Source organism: Amycolatopsis coloradensis (assembly GCF_037997115.1).
Taxonomy (GTDB): Bacteria; Actinomycetota; Actinomycetes; order Mycobacteriales; family Pseudonocardiaceae; genus Amycolatopsis; species Amycolatopsis coloradensis_A.
Window position 1 is genome coordinate 6,440,199 of record NZ_CP150484.1, and the last position, 15,313, is coordinate 6,455,511.

The 15,313-nt window shown below is 69.1% G+C and carries 17 protein-coding genes; 11 read left to right on the top strand and 6 right to left on the bottom strand.

The window, feature by feature from the left end:
* Window positions 1-48 precede the first annotated feature (48 nt).
* The gene (locus tag LCL61_RS30165) at window positions 49-510 is read right to left on the bottom strand and encodes an SRPBCC family protein (RefSeq protein ID WP_340682898.1); all 462 of its coding nucleotides are present in this window, start codon (window positions 508-510) and stop codon (window positions 49-51) included.
* A 136-nt stretch (window positions 511-646) separates the two neighbouring features.
* Here LCL61_RS30165 and LCL61_RS30170 point away from each other — a divergent pair, with 136 nt between their 5' ends.
* From LCL61_RS30170 to LCL61_RS30195, 6 genes are read left to right on the top strand one after another with little or no spacing between them, the layout of a single operon-like run.
* Window positions 647-1,060, top strand: coding sequence for a phage holin family protein (locus tag LCL61_RS30170; protein ID WP_340682899.1), 414 nt, complete (start codon window positions 647-649; stop codon window positions 1,058-1,060).
* A complete protein-coding gene (locus tag LCL61_RS30175; RefSeq protein ID WP_340682900.1) occupies window positions 1,057-1,362 on the top strand; it encodes a DUF3618 domain-containing protein in 306 nt (101 codons plus the stop codon). The genes LCL61_RS30170 and LCL61_RS30175 overlap by 4 nt, the downstream gene beginning before the upstream one ends.
* A complete protein-coding gene (locus LCL61_RS30180) occupies window positions 1,359-1,625 on the top strand; it encodes a DUF4235 domain-containing protein (RefSeq protein WP_340682901.1) in 267 nt (88 codons plus the stop codon). Before LCL61_RS30175 ends, LCL61_RS30180 begins: the two co-directional genes overlap by 4 nt.
* 2 nt (window positions 1,626-1,627) lie before the next feature.
* On the top strand, window positions 1,628-2,923 hold the full coding sequence (locus tag LCL61_RS30185; protein ID WP_340682902.1) for an NAD(P)/FAD-dependent oxidoreductase: 1,296 nt from the start codon (window positions 1,628-1,630) through the stop codon (window positions 2,921-2,923).
* 13 nt (window positions 2,924-2,936) lie between these two features.
* Window positions 2,937-3,440 (top strand): hypothetical protein, encoded by a 504-nt coding sequence (locus LCL61_RS30190; RefSeq protein WP_340682903.1) that lies wholly within the window; start codon window positions 2,937-2,939, stop codon window positions 3,438-3,440.
* 29 nt (window positions 3,441-3,469) lie between these two features.
* Window positions 3,470-5,260, top strand: a complete 1,791-nt coding sequence (locus tag LCL61_RS30195; RefSeq protein WP_340682904.1) for a thiamine pyrophosphate-requiring protein — start codon at window positions 3,470-3,472, stop codon at window positions 5,258-5,260.
* 7 nt (window positions 5,261-5,267) lie between these two features.
* Here LCL61_RS30195 and LCL61_RS30200 read toward each other — a convergent pair whose 3' ends face one another.
* The 3 genes from LCL61_RS30200 to LCL61_RS30210 form a co-directional block, all read right to left on the bottom strand.
* Complete coding sequence (locus LCL61_RS30200; protein WP_340682905.1) at window positions 5,268-6,029, bottom strand: glucose 1-dehydrogenase; 762 nt, start codon at window positions 6,027-6,029, stop codon at window positions 5,268-5,270.
* Between the two features lie 35 nt (window positions 6,030-6,064).
* Entirely contained in the window at window positions 6,065-6,661 is a 597-nt protein-coding gene (locus tag LCL61_RS30205) for a TetR/AcrR family transcriptional regulator (protein ID WP_340682906.1), read from the bottom strand.
* A 95-nt stretch (window positions 6,662-6,756) separates the two neighbouring features.
* Complete coding sequence (locus LCL61_RS30210) at window positions 6,757-7,125, bottom strand: helix-turn-helix domain-containing protein (RefSeq protein ID WP_340682907.1); 369 nt, start codon at window positions 7,123-7,125, stop codon at window positions 6,757-6,759.
* Window positions 7,126-7,204: 79 nt separating this feature from the next.
* On the opposite strand from LCL61_RS30210, the gene LCL61_RS30215 reads away from it, so the two are divergent.
* Window positions 7,205-7,729 (top strand): GNAT family N-acetyltransferase, encoded by a 525-nt coding sequence (locus tag LCL61_RS30215; protein ID WP_340682908.1) that lies wholly within the window; start codon window positions 7,205-7,207, stop codon window positions 7,727-7,729.
* Here LCL61_RS30215 and LCL61_RS30220 read toward each other — a convergent pair.
* A complete protein-coding gene (locus LCL61_RS30220) occupies window positions 7,726-8,802 on the bottom strand; it encodes a TetR/AcrR family transcriptional regulator (RefSeq protein WP_340682909.1) in 1,077 nt (358 codons plus the stop codon). The two genes, LCL61_RS30215 and LCL61_RS30220, sit on opposite strands and share 4 nt — an antisense overlap.
* A gap of 106 nt (window positions 8,803-8,908) precedes the next feature.
* On the opposite strand from LCL61_RS30220, the gene LCL61_RS30225 reads away from it, so the two are divergent.
* Entirely contained in the window at window positions 8,909-10,099 is a 1,191-nt protein-coding gene (locus LCL61_RS30225; RefSeq protein ID WP_340682910.1) for a cytochrome P450, read from the top strand.
* A gap of 26 nt (window positions 10,100-10,125) precedes the next feature.
* Window positions 10,126-10,983, top strand: a complete 858-nt coding sequence (locus tag LCL61_RS30230) for an LLM class F420-dependent oxidoreductase (RefSeq protein ID WP_340682911.1) — start codon at window positions 10,126-10,128, stop codon at window positions 10,981-10,983.
* Here the strand turns inward: LCL61_RS30230 and LCL61_RS30235 are convergent.
* Window positions 10,958-12,352 carry a serine/threonine-protein kinase gene (locus tag LCL61_RS30235; protein ID WP_340682912.1) on the bottom strand — a complete coding sequence of 465 codons (1,395 nt, stop codon included), beginning with the start codon at window positions 12,350-12,352 and terminating at the stop codon, window positions 10,958-10,960. The two genes, LCL61_RS30230 and LCL61_RS30235, sit on opposite strands and share 26 nt — an antisense overlap.
* A 229-nt stretch (window positions 12,353-12,581) precedes the next feature.
* Between LCL61_RS30235 and LCL61_RS30240 the strand changes: the two genes are divergently transcribed.
* Both LCL61_RS30240 and LCL61_RS30245 read left to right on the top strand, forming a co-directional pair.
* The gene (locus tag LCL61_RS30240) at window positions 12,582-13,274 is read left to right on the top strand and encodes an IclR family transcriptional regulator (protein WP_340682913.1); all 693 of its coding nucleotides are present in this window, start codon (window positions 12,582-12,584) and stop codon (window positions 13,272-13,274) included.
* A gap of 346 nt (window positions 13,275-13,620) precedes the next feature.
* On the top strand, window positions 13,621-15,183 hold the full coding sequence (locus LCL61_RS30245; RefSeq protein ID WP_340688711.1) for an amidase: 1,563 nt from the start codon (window positions 13,621-13,623) through the stop codon (window positions 15,181-15,183).
* Window positions 15,184-15,313 lie beyond the last annotated feature (130 nt).

Here is a 15,313-nt window from a genome sequence, read left to right on the forward strand (position 1 = left end):
TTCCGATCTAGGAAAACGCGTCTTCCTGGGGGAGGTCCCGGGTACCGGTCAGCTGCCGGGGCGGTCCACGTCACCGCGCCAGGCGCCGGACTCGTGGCCCCGGCTCTCGATGAACTCCTTGAACCGCTTCATGTCGCCCTTGACCCGGCGGTCGAGCACACCGAGTTTGTCGGCGACGTTCTCGGCGAAACCTTCCGGATCGATCTCCATCTGCGCCGTGACCCGGGTCTTGTTGTCGCCCAGGCGATGGAACGTGATGACGCCCGCGTGGTCGGGGCCGGAGTCCGACGTCCACGCGACGCGCTCGTCGGGATGTTGTTCGGTGATCGTCGCGTCGAATTCCCGGCTCACCCCACCGAATTTGGTCACCCAGTGGGTGTGGGTCGCGTCAATCTGGCGGATCTCCTCGACACCTTCCATGAACTGCGGGAAGCTCTCGAACTGAGTCCACTGGTTGTACGCGGTCGTCACCGGGACTTCGACGTCCACCATTTCGGTGATCGTGCTCATGCATCCTCCTGTCGGTTGGGTGCTTTTCGAGCCGGCACTTTCCGGCTACCCGGCGCTCAGCGGGGCGAAACACGCTGTGATTGACCGGCCGGGCCGCCGGGTACCCGGCGGGCAGAACGCTCCGAGGAGGTGCCCCATGATCGAAGAGACCCACCGGAAGCCGTCCGCAGAGAAGTCGGTCGGCGAACTGGTTTCCGATCTCAGCGACGAGGTCAAACACCTCGTCCGCGACGAGATGCGGCTGGCCGTGTTCGAGTTGCAGCGCAAAGGGAAGAAGATGGGCTTCGGTGCCGGATTGTTCGGCGCCGCGGGCGTCTTCGCGCTTTTCGGGCTGGCGACCCTGATCGCCGCGGTGGTGCTGGCACTCGCGCTGGTGATGCCCGCGTGGCTGGCGGCCGTGGTGACGGGCGCGGCGCTGCTGCTGATCGGCGGCCTTTCGGCCGTCGTCGGCAAGAAGGAGGTCACGAACGCGACTCCGCCGGTGCCGGAAGAGGCCATCGAAGGTGTCCGTGAGGACGTCGACACCGTCAAGCAAGGAGTGCGGTCATGACCGATTTCCCCAAGAACGCCGAAGAAGCCCGCGCCGATCGCGACGTGACGCGGGAAGAACTCACCGAGACTCTCGACGCGCTCGGCAAGAAAATGGACGTCAAGGCGAGGGTCAACGACAACCTCGACACCAAGGTCGACGAGGCGAGCGCCAAGATCTCCGAGAAGGTCTCCGAGCCCGCGGCGGAAAAGTTCCGTCGGGGCACCGAAGTCGTCCGTGCGAATCCCCTGCCTGTTTTCGCCGGTCTCCTGGCGTTGCTCATCACCATCCGGCTGATCATGCGAAAGAGGTCTTCGTCGTGAACAAGGTTCTCTACAAGCCGTTGAACATGATCGTCAGCGCCGCGGGCGGGGTGCTCGCCGGGATCGCGTTCAAGCAGGTCTGGAAACGCGTGAGCGGTGAAGAAGACGCGCCGAACGCCACCGACCGGGACTTCACCTGGACCCAGGTGATCGTCGCGGCCGCCACGCAGGGCGCGATCTTCGGCGCGGTGAAGGCCGCCACCGAACGGGCGGGCGCGGTCGGCTACCGCAAGGCGACCGGCGACTGGCCCACGGAGGACTGACGATGCGCGTGGTGATCATCGGAGGCGGGTTCGCCGGCTACAACGCGGCCAAGACCCTCCTCAAATCGGTCGGCGACGACACGGAAGTCGTCGTGCTGAACCCGACCGACTATTTCCTCTATCTCCCCCTGCTCCCCGAAGTCGCCGCCGGGATCCTCGAGCCGCGGCGGATTTCGGTGTCCATCCCCGGCACGCTGCGCGGTGTGCGCCTTGTGCTCGGTACCGCCAAGTCTGTCGACTTCGACGGCCGCAGCGTGAGCTACACCGACCCCGAGGGCCGCGAGCACTCCCTCGGCTACGACCGTCTCGTACTCGCCGCGGGCAGCGTCAACAAGTTGCTGCCGATCCCCGGCGTTCCCGAGTACGCCCACGGTTTCCGCGGTCTGCCCGAGGCCCTCTACCTGCGTGACCACGTCACCCGGCAGATAGAACTCGCCGCCTCGGCGCAGGATCCGGCCGAACGCGACGCGCGCTGCACGTTCGTCGTGGTCGGTGCCGGCTACACCGGCACGGAGGTCGCCGCGCAGGGGCCGGCCTTCACCGCCGCGCTCGCCGCCCGGCATCCCGAACTGAAGGATCAGAAGATCCGGTGGCTGCTGCTGGACGTGGCCGAGCGGGTACTGCCGGAACTCGACCGGCGGCTCGGCGCCACGGCGGACGAAGTGCTGCGCGAACGCGGCGTCGAGGTCCTGATGAAGACGTCGATCGACAACGCCGGCGAAAAGGGGGTCACGCTGACCTCCGGTGAATCCGTGCCGACCCACACCCTCGTGTGGTGCGTCGGGGTCCGGCCGGACCCGCTCATCGAGGACCTGGGGCTGAAGACGGCCAAGGGCAGGCTCGTCGTGACAGCGCAATTGAACGTCCCCGGACGGCGCGACGTCTACGCGTGCGGGGACGCGGCGGCCGTCCCGGATCTGACCAGGCCCGGCGAATACACGCCGATGACGGCCCAGCACGCCGAACGCCAGGGCAAACTCGCCGGGCGGAACGTGGCCGCGTCGCTCGGGTACGGCTCGCACGGCACCTACCGGCACCACGACCTCGGCTTCGTCGTCGACCTCGGCGCCCACCAGGCCGCGGCGAATCCCTTGCACATCCCGCTTTCCGGATTCGCCGCCAAGGCGGTGACCCGTGGCTACCACCTGCTGGCCATGCCGGGCAACCGCCTGCGCACCGCCACCGACTGGGCGCTGGAAGCGGTGACGAAGCGGCAGACAGTCCAATTAGGACTCGTCCGCTCGGGTTCGGTGCCGCTGGACACGGATTCTCCCGAACTCCCCCGCACCAACTGCTAGAGGAGAGACGCCCATGACCACCGAATCCGATCCTGTCCGCGCCGAAGGCCCCTCGGTCGTCACCGACGGCGGCGTCGAAGGGGCGAAACTGCTGGTCCTCGACCCCGCGGGCGAGGGCAAGCACGGTGAACTCCCGGCGACGTGGCGGCCGCTCGCGGCCCAGCGTCAGATCATCTGGTGCAGGCTGCCGGTGGACGGCGCGCTCAGCCAGGCCGAAGACGTGCTCGGCGACGCGGAACCCGGTGGCCCGCCGATCGACGTCGTGGCCGCCGGCGACTCGGCCGAGGACGCGCTGCGGCTGGCCGAACGCCACCCCGGAGCCGCGTCCCATGTCCTGCTGGTCGACCCGGTGCCGGACGAGTCCTCCGACCTCGCCGAACGGGTGCGCTCGTCCGGGACCGCGGTGGACGTGCTCCCCCACAGCACCGGCGAACCGTACAACCGGGTACCGCCGCCGCTGCCGCTCGGGCATCCGGACGTCGTCGCGGGGATCACCAGGATTCTCGAGGACGTTTAGCCGCCGGACGGCAGCGGTATCCGGCGACCATGAGCGAAACCGTTGCGGACCATGTTCTGACCAGGCTGCGCGAATGGAACGTGGAGCAGGTCTTCGCCTATCCCGGGGACGGGATCAACGGGCTGGTGAGCGCGTTCGGCGCGGCGGAGAACAAGCCCCGTTTCGTGCAGACACGGCACGAGGAGATGGCGGCGTTCGCGGCCGTCGGCTACGCGAAACTGAGCGGACGGCCCGGCGTCTGCATGGCGACGTCCGGACCGGGGGCGATCCACCTGCTCAACGGCCTCTACGACGCCAAACTCGACCACGTGCCGGTGGTGGCGATCGTCGGGCAGACGGCGCGCAGCGCGATGGGCGGCAGCTACCAGCAGGAGGTGGATCTGCAGGCGTTGTTCAAGGACGTCGCGAGTGAGTATCTCGTCGAGGTCAACGTCTCCGAACAGCTGCCGAACGCGCTCGACCGCGCCCTCCGCACGGCCATCGCGCAGCGCGCGCCCACAGCGCTGATCATCCCGGCTGATCTGCAGGAGGAGACCTACCAGCCGCCGCAGCACGAGTTCAAGCACGTTCCGTCCTCCCCGCCCGATCATCCGCGGGCCAGTGTCATCCCGCCCTCGGAAGAGGTCGCTCGCGCCGCGGAGGTGCTGAACGCGGGCGAAAAGGTCGCGATCCTGATCGGACAGGGCGCGCGCAACGCCGTCACCGAGCTGCGCGAGGTCGCCGAGCTCACCGGCGCCGGAGTGGCGAAGGCGTTGCTGGGCAAGGACGTCCTGCCCGACGACCTGCCGTACGTCACCGGCTCCATCGGCCTGCTCGGCACACGGCCGACGTACGAGATGATGCGGGACTGCGACACGTTCCTGATCGTCGGCTCGAATATGCCGTACGCGCAGTTCCTGCCGGAATTCGGTCAGGCCCGCGCGGTCCAGATCGACATCGATCCCCGGTTCCTCGGGCTGCGGTATCCGACCGAAGTCAACCTGCTCGGTGACGCGAAGGGCACGTTGCAACAGCTGATTCCTTTGCTGGAGCGCAAAACCGGCCGCGGCTGGCGGGAAAAGATCGAGAAGAACACCGGGGAGTGGCACGAGACGCTGACCCGCCAGGCGATGCTGGAGGCGGATCCGGTCAACCCGATGCGGATCGTGCACGAACTGTCCGAGCGGATCCCCGAAGACGCCATCGTCACCGCAGACTCCGGTTCGGCCACCAACTGGTACGCCAGGAATCTCCGGATGCGCGCCCGCATGCGGGGCACGCTCTCCGGCACCCTCGCGACGATGGGCTCCGGCGTCCCGTACGCGATCGGCGCGAAGTTCGCCCACCCCGACCGGCCGGTGATCGCCCTGGTCGGCGACGGCGCGATGCAGATGAACGGGATGGCGGAACTGCTGACCATCGCCCGGTACCGCGAACTGTGGGCCGATCAGCGATGCGTCGTCTGCGTGTTCCACAACGGCGATCTGAACCAGGTCACCTGGGAACTGCGTGCCATGGGCGGCTCGCCGAAATTCGAGCCGTCGCAGACCTTGCCGGAAGTGTCCTATTCGGACTTCGCGCTGGAGATCGGCCTGGGCGGGATCGCCGTCGACGATCCCGCCCGGCTCGGTGAAGCGTGGGACGTCGCGCTGTCGACCAACGTGCCGACCGTACTGGACGTCCGCTGCGATCCCGAGGTGCCGCCGATTCCGCCGCACGCCACCTTCGAGCAGGTGAAGGCGCTGACCGAAGCGGTCCTGAAGGGTGAGCCCGACGCCTGGCACCTGGTGGCGCAGGGGATCAAGACGAAGATGCAGGAAATGCTGCCTTCGCGCCGCTGAGATCAGATCAGGCGCTGGCGCCACCGTCGAGGACGATGTCGTGACCCACGACGTACGAGGACTCGTCCGAAGCCAGCCAGAGCACCGCCGCGGCGATCTCCTCGACCGCACCGATCCGGCCGAGCGGAATGACCGAACCGAGCCGTTCCGCGCGGTCGGCCTCGGATTCGCCGGGCCGGAACGACATCCCGGTGTCGGTGGCGCCGGGGCTGACCGCGTTGATCCGGATACCCTCGCCGATGTGGTCGCGGGCGGCGGTGCGCGTCAGCACGTCCACGGCGGCCTTCGAAGCGGCGTAGGCGGCCATTCCCGGCAGACGGTAGTGCGAGCCGATGTTGGAAGACATGTTGACGATGACTCCCCCGCCGCCCGCCCGCATCTGAGCGATCTCGTGCTTCATCGACAGCCACGTGCCCGTGAGATTCGTCCGCACGACGGCGTCGAAGCCCTCTTCGTCCAGATCCGCCGTCGGCGCGGGACTGCCGAGGATGCCCGCGTTGTTGAAGGCGATGTCGAGTTTGCCGTGCCGGCGCACGGTCTCGGCGACGAGACGCTCGACTTCGGGACCGGCGCTCACGTCGGCGGTCACCGCGTCGGCGGTTCCGCCGTCGGCCTCGATCTCCTTCACCGTCTGACGGAGCTTTTCGCCGTCCCGCCCGGAAACGACGACCTGAGCGCCTTCACGCGCGAACGCCGCCGCCGTGGCGCGGCCGATCCCGGAACCGCCTCCGGTGACCAGGACGACCTTGCCGCTGAATCGCTTCCCCACAGTAGTAACCACTTTCTGGTCCGATCGTTCCATTATTAGTGTTGGCGAGCGGCGTCGAGTACCGCGATGGCCTGCTTCGCGGTAGCCCTGACCCGCGCCGCGGGATCCGGCCCCTTGCCCAGCACCCGCATGCCCTGCAGAACGGTGAGCAGGAAACCGGCGAGCTCCTCCGGATCCGCGGCGGCGTCGAGTTCGCCCTGAGCCTTCGCGCGGCTCAACGCCATCCGCACGGCCAGTTCGAGCGCGTCCCAGCTGCGCTCGACCACCCGCGCGACCTCGGGATCCTTCGGCATCATCTCCATGGCGGCGTTGACCACGAAACAGCCTTTACGCCCCGATTCGCCCAGTATTTCGGCGAGATACCGGTCGATGAGCCGTCGCACGCCCGCGAGCGCCGGGCCCGGCCCGGCGAAGTCCTCGACGAACCGCTCGTTACCCCTGGCGATGTAGCGGTTCAAGGCCGTCAGGTACAGCTCGTGCTTGGTGCCGAACGTGGCGTAGAGACTCGCCTTGCCGATGCCGAGTTCGGCGACCAAGTCGCTGACCGAGGTGGCCTCGTACCCCTGCCGCCAGAACAGTTCCAGCGCGGCTTCGCAGGCCGCGTCGACGTCGAATTCCTTCACCCGGGACACGAAGAGAAGCCTAACCGCATCTGGACCGATCGGTCAAGAAAGCGCCCGCCGCAATTAGTCGCCTACTTGCGGGGGAGGGAAGCGACAGAGCCGGCTCAGGAGGCGGAATCGTAGGCCGACCGGGCCTCTTCCACCTTCGGCAGGTTCTCCGTCGACCAGTCCGCGAGGGTCGCGAAAAGCGGCGCCAGGCTCCGGCCGAGGTCGCTGATCTCGTACTCGACCCGGGGCGGCACCTCGGCGTGATAGGTCCGGGTCAGCAGGCCGTCGCGTTCCAGTTGCCGCAGCCGTTGCGTCAGCACCTTCGGCGTGATCGAACCGATGCGCCGCTCGAGTTCGACGAACCGCTGCCTGCCGAATTCGTTGAGCGCCCACAGGATCGGCGTGGTCCAGCGGCTGAAGACGAGGTCGACAACCGGGGCGATCGGGCAGGCCTGTTCGGGGGTCGTCGTGGCGTCGGCACGCATGAGGCCAAGGTACGCCGGGTTGCCGAGTTGTCATGATCCGGATACCCCACGGCCCCGCCGGTGCGCGTAACGTTCTGTCATGGACTTGACCACCGAAAGGCTCGTCGTCCGTGATTGGTCCGAGGACGACACCGAAGCCGCGCTGGCGATCTACGGCACCACCGACGTGACCCGGTGGCTCACCCCGGCGATGGACCGGGTGACCGACGCCGCCGCAATGCGTTCGGTTCTGCAGGCCTGGCAACAGGCGCAGCCGAATCTCGTGCCGCCGCGCGGGAGATGGGCGGTGCAGCGCAAGGAGGACGGCCTGGTCGTCGGCGGGCTGGGCATCCATCTGCTGCCACCGTACGAAGAGGACCTGGAGATCAGCTGGCAGCTGCATCCGGACGCCTGGGGCGAGGGTTACGCCTCCGAGGCCGCCCGCGCGCTGATCGGCTGGGCGTTCACTCAGGACACGGACGAACTCTTCGCCGTCGCGCGGCCGAGCAACGTGCGTGCCATCGCGACCGCGAAACGGCTCGGGATGATCTGGGTCGGGGAAACCGACAAGTACTACGGGCTTCGCCTGCAGGTGTACCGGATCCGGCACACCGACATCGTCTAGGCGCTGTCCACACGGGACACTTCGCCCGAGACGGCGTGACCCGCGCCGCGCCCGTCCGCCGTGGCGACGATCCGGCCTCGTTCGACGCGGATCGCGACTTCGGTCTCGTCGCTGACCGCGAGCACCCCCGCGGCCGCCGCCAGCGTCCCGGTCGCGTCGCACACCACGCGCAGTCGCGGCCGGAATGGTTCCGGGAAGGCCTGCCGCAGACCGCCGCACACTTCCGCGACGATCAGCCGGGTCAGCGGCACCAGCTCGGCGGGCTCACTGGTCACGACGACGACGGTGACTTCGCCGCCGGAGGCCCGGACGGCCTCTTCCGCGGCGGCCAGCCGGTGCGTGCCCAGAACCACGACCACGCCGTCGGCGGGTACGAAGGATTCGGCGCGCACGAGATCGACGGCCCCGGGCGGTGACCAAGGCCGGTCGGCCGCCTGTGCCGCGGGCGCGATCACCGGCGGCGTCCACCAATCGTTGAAGGCCAGCCCCGCCAGCCGTTCGCAGGCGCTCACGACGTCGAAGGGTTCGACGAGCCCCGGCGCGGCGGCCGCCAACTGGCCGGCGCCGTGCAGGGTGGTCAGCACGGTCTCCGCGAGCCGGACCCGGCGCGGAATCGGCGACCCCGGCGGCCGCTCCGGCGGGTCGAGCCGCTCCAGCGCGAGCCCCAGCAGGAGGCCGTTGAGCTTAACCAGCTGAGCGAACGGCCGCCGGACGCGCTCGTCCGCGAGTACTTCCGGCATCAGGTCGCGCGCGAGGCCGGCCTGATCGTCGTCCAAGGGAAATGCGGCCACTCTCGACCTGGCCAGTGCGCCCAGCGCGCCCTCGAGCGTCTCGCCGGGCACCGCGTGCGGCGCCCCCGCGGCCTGCTCGGCCAGCTCGGCCAGAACGGCGAAGTACAGCGCACGTTTTCCGGGGAAGTTCGAGTAGACCGCGCCGCGGGTGAGCTCAGCCCGCTCGGCGATGACGTCGATCTTGGCGTCCCGGAAGCCCTGTTCCGCGAACTCGTCACGCGCGGCGGCCAGCACCTTCGCGCGATTGCGCTCCTGCGTCTCCGCCCTGCTCAGCCGGACCATCGGCCTCCCGTCTGCCGGCACGTTGCCCTTGGACCCGGATCAAGATACCTTGACCATTCAGATGATGAGAACATCTGATTTGAACATTCGAACTGGGAGAGCCACCTTGACCGACGTTCCCGAGATCCTCCTGACCGACCCCGAGGTCCTGCGCGACCCGTTCACCGCCTACGGACCGATCCGTGAGCGCTCCCCGATCGCCAAACTCAGCGCACCCGGGTTCTCGATGTGGGCGGTGCTGCGCCACGAAGAGGCGCGGAAAATGCTGAGCGACCCGAGGTTCACCCTGAGCGCGAACAGCTACCAGCGGATGGACATCCCCGACCACTGCCGCCCGTACATGCGGACGATGCAGGAGGTCGAGGGCCCGGAACACCTCCGGCTCCGGCGGCTCGTCGCCCCCGCGTTCACCCCGCGCAAGGCCGCCGCCCTCCGCCCGGGGATCGAGCGGCTCGTGGACGACCTCCTCGACGAACTCGCCGGGCAAGACCGGATCGACCTGGTCACCGCCTTCGCGCGTCCACTGCCGGTCGACGTGATCTGCGCACTGGTCGGCATCCCCGCGGCCGACCGCCCGCGGTGGCGCGAATACGGCGCCCTGGTCTCGGCAGGCGACGGCGCGGGACTCGCGAAAGCGGTCCCCGGGATCGTCGAGGGCGCGCTCGCCGCCATCGCGGACCGGAAACTCGACGCGGGCGAGGACGTCGTCTCGCAACTGCTCCGGATCCAGGCCGAAGACGGCGACCGGCTCAGCGAAACCGAACTGGTCGCCCTGGTCTGGCAACTCGTACTGGGTGGCCAGGTGCCCGGAAACCTCATCGCCAACGCCGTCGAAATCCTGCTCTCCCACCCCACACAGCTGGCCGAGCTCCGCGAGGACCCGGCGCTCATGCCCGGTGCGGTCGAGGAAGTGATGCGCTGGCAGAGCCCGCAACTGCTGACGATCCCCCGATTCGCCACCACGGACGTCCGGATCGGCGATGTCGTCGTCCCCAAAGGAGAACCTGTTACCGTCGCGATCGCGGCGGCGAACCGGGACCCGAGGGCGTTCGGAGACCCGGACGTCTTCGACATCCGGCGCGCGGCGGGGCCCGCCTGGCATCTCGCCTTCGCCCATGGGCCGCACTTCTGTCTCGGCGCTTCCCTGGCCAAGGTTCAGGCCGAGGTCGCGCTGACCGCCCTGCTGCGCAGGTTCCCCGATCTCGCCCTCGCCGACGGCCTGCTGCGGATCCCGGACCCGGGCACCTGGCGGCTGAACGCATTGCCGGTCACCCTGCACTCCACGGTTGCGAACTGAAACACGTTCTAATAGCGTGACCGGATGTGAGACACGGGATAGTGCTGTTCACCAGTGACCGGGGTATCAGCCCGGCGGCCGCCGCGCGGGCGGCCGAAGCCGCGGGCTTCGACACCTTCCACGTGCCGGAACACACGCATATCCCGGTCAAACGGGAGGCACCACATCCGCGCACCGGCGACTCGTCGCTGCCCGACGACCGTTACCTGCGGACGCTGGACCCGTGGGTCGCGCTGGCGACCGCAGCGTCGGTGACCACCCGGATCCGGCTCGCGACGGCGGTGGCCCTCCCGGTCGAGAGCGACCCGATCACGCTGGCGAAGACGATCGCCAGTCTCGATCACCTCTCGGCCGGGCGGGTCACCCTCGGCGTCGGCTTCGGCTGGAACGTCGACGAACTGGCCGATCACGGCGTCCCCGGCGGCAAACGGCGAACGGTCCTGCGCGAGTACCTGGAAGCGATGCGCGCGCTCTGGACACAGGACGAAGCCTCGTACGAGGGAGAGTTCGTCTCGTTCGGCGCCAGCTGGGCATGGCCGAAACCGGCTCAAGCGCATATCCCCGTCATCGTCGGCGCCGGCGGCACGGAGAAGACGTTCCGCTGGATCGCGAAGTCGGCCGACGGCTGGCTCACCACGCCCGGCGACACGGACATCGAGGACAAAGCCCGGCGGCTGCGCGAGATCTGGCGCGAAGCGGGCCGCGCCGGCGAACCGGAGATCTCGGCGCTCGGCGTCCGCCCGGATCCGGAGAACCTGGCCAAGCTGGAGGCGGCCGGGGTCACCGAGACGATCTTCGGCCTCCCGGACCGCTCCCCCGACGAGGTCGAGGCATGGCTTCAGCGCCTCGCCGGGAAACTCAGCCTGCCCGCTGGGAGTCGATGAGGTACCGGCCGCCCTGCTGGACCAGGACGAAGGTCTCCCGCTCCGTCGTGGTCCCGCCAGAGGCCCGCACGTAGGTGAGCGTCGCCGTCACCGTGTTGCCGGATTCGGTCACGTTCGACACGGTCACCGCGCTGAACTGCTTCCAGTAGTTCGAATACCGCTCGAAGCTCTGGTTCCTTTTCTGCTTGAAGTTGTCGCTCAACGTCGCGAACCCCGCCTGGAGGTTCCCCGGGATGAGCGCGTAGTACGCCGCGAGCGCCTGACCCGGCGTCTGCGCCGGAGGCGGCGCGGACGAAGACGACGAAGACGGTGTCGAGGGCGGCGCGGACGACGGCGATGGCGGCGGCGCGACCGGCTCCGACGTGGTCGGGACGGCGGACTGCGACGGGGAGGGCGGCGGCGCCTGGCCGGACGGGGTCTCCTCGTCGCGGCTGAGCACCACGACCACGGCCGCGGCGGCGGCCGCCGCGAGCACGAGGAACACGGCGATCACGCCGATCAGCATTCCCTTGCGCGCCTTCGGCGGCGGTTCTTCGGCGACGAGCGTCGTCGGCTCCCCCGCCGCGAGCGCCCGCAACTCCCGCTCGGTCTCGGCCATCGTCGGCCTGCTGTCCGGCCGGACGTCGAGGAGCCGGTTCAGCAGCGGCGTCAGGATCCCCGATTTGGTCGGCGGGGTGATCTCGCCGCTCGACGCGCGGTACAGCAACGCGATCGGGTTCTCGGCCGTGCCGTACGGCGTGCCGCCTTCGAGGGCGGTGTAGAGCGTCGCGCCGAGCGAGAACACGTCGGAGGCGGACGTGGCGTCCTCGCCGCGGGCCACCTCCGGCGCCAGGAACGCCGGTGTCCCGGAGATCTCGCCGGTCGCGGTGAGCTGGACGTCGCCCATCGCCCGCGAGATCCCGAAGTCGGTGATCTTGACGGTGTCGTCGTGGCCGAGCAGGACGTTGCCGGGCTTGATGTCGCGGTGGACGATGCCCGCCCGGTGCGCGGCCGCCAGCGCCGAGCACAGCTGGATGCCGAGGCGGATGACGTCGTCGACCTCCATCGGCCCTTCGCGCAGTTTGTCCGCGAGACTGGTCGAAGGCAGGTACTCCATGATGATCCACGGGCGGTCCTGCTCGTCGATCACGCCGAAGACGGTGATGGCGTGCGGATGCACCAGCCGCGCGGCGATCCGCGCCTCGCGCAGCGCGCGGTTCTTGGCCTCGTCGGCCTTCTGCTCACCGGCTCCGTGCGGCAGAAGGAGTTCCTTGACCGCGACCGTGCGCTCCAGGTTCTCGTCGCGCGCCCGCCACACGGTGCCCATGGAGCCACCGCCGACGGGCTCGATGAGATCGAACCGGTCGGCGAGGCGGCGGATCTCCTCCATTATCGACGTCCCCCTGGAGCTGTGGTGTTCGCGCGAACCTTGCCAGCATGCCAGGAACGCGCCGGGAGGCAGGACCCGGCAGGGTGGTTCGCGACGCGGTGTCGGTCACGTCGACGGAGGGGCCGTTCAGCGGAACATCACCCCATCGGCTGCCCGAAAGTTCGTATCCCGGCCTGCCGGGGGCGCACTTTACTTCTCCGGTGTGACCTTTTTCCGGGAAAGGGGGGCGATGCGGGAACCCATCGGCGGACGCGGCGTGCTCGAAGGCGCGTTCGCGTTGCTCGAAGCGCTCGACGAACACGGCGGGCAGGCCGGGCTGACCCAGCTCGTGCGGGCCACAGGGCTGCCGAAGACCACCGTGCACCGGCTTCTGGACCAGCTGGCCGACCTGGGCGCGGTCGAGCGGGCGGGCCGCGGCTACCGGATCGGTTCGCGGGTGTTCCGTCTCGGGCGGTTCTGGCTGCCCGAACTCCGGGGTCTGGCCAAGGAGCGGCTGCCGTCGCTTTCGGCGCGGATGCGCGCGAGCCTGGTGCTCGTGGTCCCCAGGGAAGGTCGCGCGCTGGTCGCCGCGGGCGCCGTCCTCCCCGCCGACGACGTCCCCGTGTGGCCGGGCCGCCCGCTTCCGCCGGGCACCGCCGCCGGACGGCTCCTCGCGGCTCATCACCCCGCGCTCGCCGAACCGGACACGGACGCGCTGGAGATCCGCGCGGCCGGGTACGCGGCCGAAACGGAGACGATCACGGAAGGACTCTGCTGCGCGGCCGTCGGCATCAGGACCCCGGACGGCCGGGTCGGCGCGGCACTCGCCGCCGTCCTGCCCGCCCGCCGCGACCCGGTATCCGCGGTGGCCGGGCTGACGAGCACCGCACGCTCCTTCGGCGCCGCGCTCGCGGAATGTTCACGACCGAACCGGGCCGGATGATCGGCGAACCGCGAACAATCCGCGATCAACGCGGAACCGGATGCCCCGCCGAAAGCAGGCGGAATATTTCCGACGAAATCACCGATACCCCCTCACCGTGCGTCCGCGACCGGCGCCACCCAGTGCCGAAATCATGATCACCCTTGCCCAGCAGGCTGTTTGCGTGACCGATCGCGTACCGGACCGGCGACCGCGCGGCGATCAATTCACCGTTCCCCGCTTTTCGGGGCCGGTTCCGAACCGGTGCCGCGCACGTACTGTTCAGGAATTCTTTCGAACAGGAGGGAATTCCTTGAAAAGACATTCCTGGAAAAGACGTGGCGCGGCCGTGGCCACGTTTCTCGTCATGGCGTCGGCGGCGTCGGCCACCACGGCCGTCCCGGCATGGGCCACGGGGTCTTCCGGCCGCCCCGTGGTGGCCGGGATCGACCTGGAGCGGGCGACGATCCCCGATCTGCAGCGGGCGATGCGCTCCGGACGGCTGTCCTCGGTCCAGCTGACCGCCTTCTACCTGCAGCGGATCCGCAAACTGAACCCGACGCTCCACGCGGTGCTCACCACGAACCCGGATGCGCTACGGCTCGCCGCGGAGAGTGACGTACGACGGCACCGGCACCGGTCGAAGGGCCCCATGGACGGTATTCCGGTGCTGCTCAAGGACAACATCGACACCGCGGACCGCCAGCCGACCACGGCGGGCTCGACAGCACTGCTGGAATCCCGCCCCTACCGCGACGCCGGAGTGGTCGAAAACCTGCGCGAGGCCGGAGCGGTCATCCTCGGCAAGGCCAACCTGTCGGAGTGGTCGAGTTACCGCTCCACGAGCTCGTCGAACGGCTGGAGCCCGCTCGCCGGGCAGACCGCCAACCCCTACGTTCTCGACCGCAACCCGTGCGGCTCCTCGTCCGGCTCGGGTGTGGCCGTCGCCGCGCACCTGGCGACCGTCGCCGTCGGGACCGAGACGGACGGTTCGATCTCCTGCCCGTCCGGCGCCAACGGCATCGTCGGGGTCAAGCCGAGCCTTGGGCTCGTCAGCCGCAGCGGGATCGTGCCGGTGTCGAAACAGCAGGACACGGCGGGTCCGATGGCACGCAACGTGGTCGACGCCGCGATCCTGCTCGCGGCGCTCAACGGGGCCGACCGTCGTGACCCGATCACCGTCGACGCCGCCCGGCAGTCACTCGACGACTACACGCGATTCCTGCGCCCCCACGCTTTGCACGGGAAACGCATCGGAGTTTGGCGCGAGGTCTACACGCCGGACGACACGACGAAGGCGGCGTTCGAGCAGGCGCTGAGCAGGCTCCGGAAGCTCGGCGCGACCACGGTCGAGATCACCATCCCCTATCTGGACGTCATCGCGGCCAACGAGTTCCCCGCGATCAGGACCGAGTTCAAGCACGACATCAACGCCTACCTCGCTTCCACCGGCGGCAAGCACCCCGCCGACCTGGCGGGGCTGATCCAGTACAACCTGGACCACGCGGCGGTCGAAATGCCGTACTGGACCCACAACCTGTGGGACCGGTCCCAGGCGACCACCGGCGATCTCACCGATCCGGCGTATCGCGCGATGCGGGAAGCCGCGACGAGCGCCGCCCGGCGGGGCCTCGACGAAACACTGCGCGGCGAGAAGCTCGACGCGATCGTGGCGCCGACGAACAACGCCGCGTGGAAGACACAGCTCGGTGTCGGTGACGGCGCGCTGTTGATCGACTCGTCCGGCCCGGCGGCCGTGTCGGGCTACGCCAACCTGACCGTTCCGATGGCGTACGCCGGACCGTTGCCACTGGGTCTGTCGATCATGGGCGGGCGGTTCAGCGAACCGTCGCTGCTGGCCATCGCCTATGCCTTCGAGCAGGACACGAAGGTCCGGCGGCTGCCGACCTTCATCCCGTCCATCGGCTGAACCGTGGGTCGTGGGTGGCCCGGACCCCGACATCGTCAAGACNACGTGGCCACGCGCGAAACCGGGCTCGCGGAACAAACGGTCGCCCAGATGCGTAGTCGGGCCACCCACGACTTGTGGCCTCTCCGGT

Bases quoted from the DNA above. Each gene is read 5' to 3' on its own strand.
- LCL61_RS30165 (WP_340682898.1), bottom strand. From the start codon at position 510: ATGAGCACGATCACCGAAATGGTGGACGTCGAAGTCCCGGTGACGACC.
- LCL61_RS30190 (WP_340682903.1), top strand. From the start codon at position 2,937: ATGACCACCGAATCCGATCCTGTCCGCGCCGAAGGCCCCTCGGTCGTC.
- LCL61_RS30170 (WP_340682899.1), top strand. From the start codon at position 647: ATGATCGAAGAGACCCACCGGAAGCCGTCCGCAGAGAAGTCGGTCGGC.
- LCL61_RS30235 (WP_340682912.1), bottom strand. From the start codon at position 12,352: ATGGAGGAGATCCGCCGCCTCGCCGACCGGTTCGATCTCATCGAGCCC.
- LCL61_RS30245 (WP_340688711.1), top strand. From the start codon at position 13,621: ATGGCGTCGGCGGCGTCGGCCACCACGGCCGTCCCGGCATGGGCCACG.
- LCL61_RS30220 (WP_340682909.1), bottom strand. From the start codon at position 8,802: ATGGTCCGGCTGAGCAGGGCGGAGACGCAGGAGCGCAATCGCGCGAAG.
- LCL61_RS30195 (WP_340682904.1), top strand. From the start codon at position 3,470: ATGAGCGAAACCGTTGCGGACCATGTTCTGACCAGGCTGCGCGAATGG.
- LCL61_RS30240 (WP_340682913.1), top strand. From the start codon at position 12,582: ATGCGGGAACCCATCGGCGGACGCGGCGTGCTCGAAGGCGCGTTCGCG.
- LCL61_RS30175 (WP_340682900.1), top strand. From the start codon at position 1,057: ATGACCGATTTCCCCAAGAACGCCGAAGAAGCCCGCGCCGATCGCGAC.
- LCL61_RS30210 (WP_340682907.1), bottom strand. From the start codon at position 7,125: ATGCGTGCCGACGCCACGACGACCCCCGAACAGGCCTGCCCGATCGCC.
- LCL61_RS30185 (WP_340682902.1), top strand. From the start codon at position 1,628: ATGCGCGTGGTGATCATCGGAGGCGGGTTCGCCGGCTACAACGCGGCC.
- LCL61_RS30215 (WP_340682908.1), top strand. From the start codon at position 7,205: ATGGACTTGACCACCGAAAGGCTCGTCGTCCGTGATTGGTCCGAGGAC.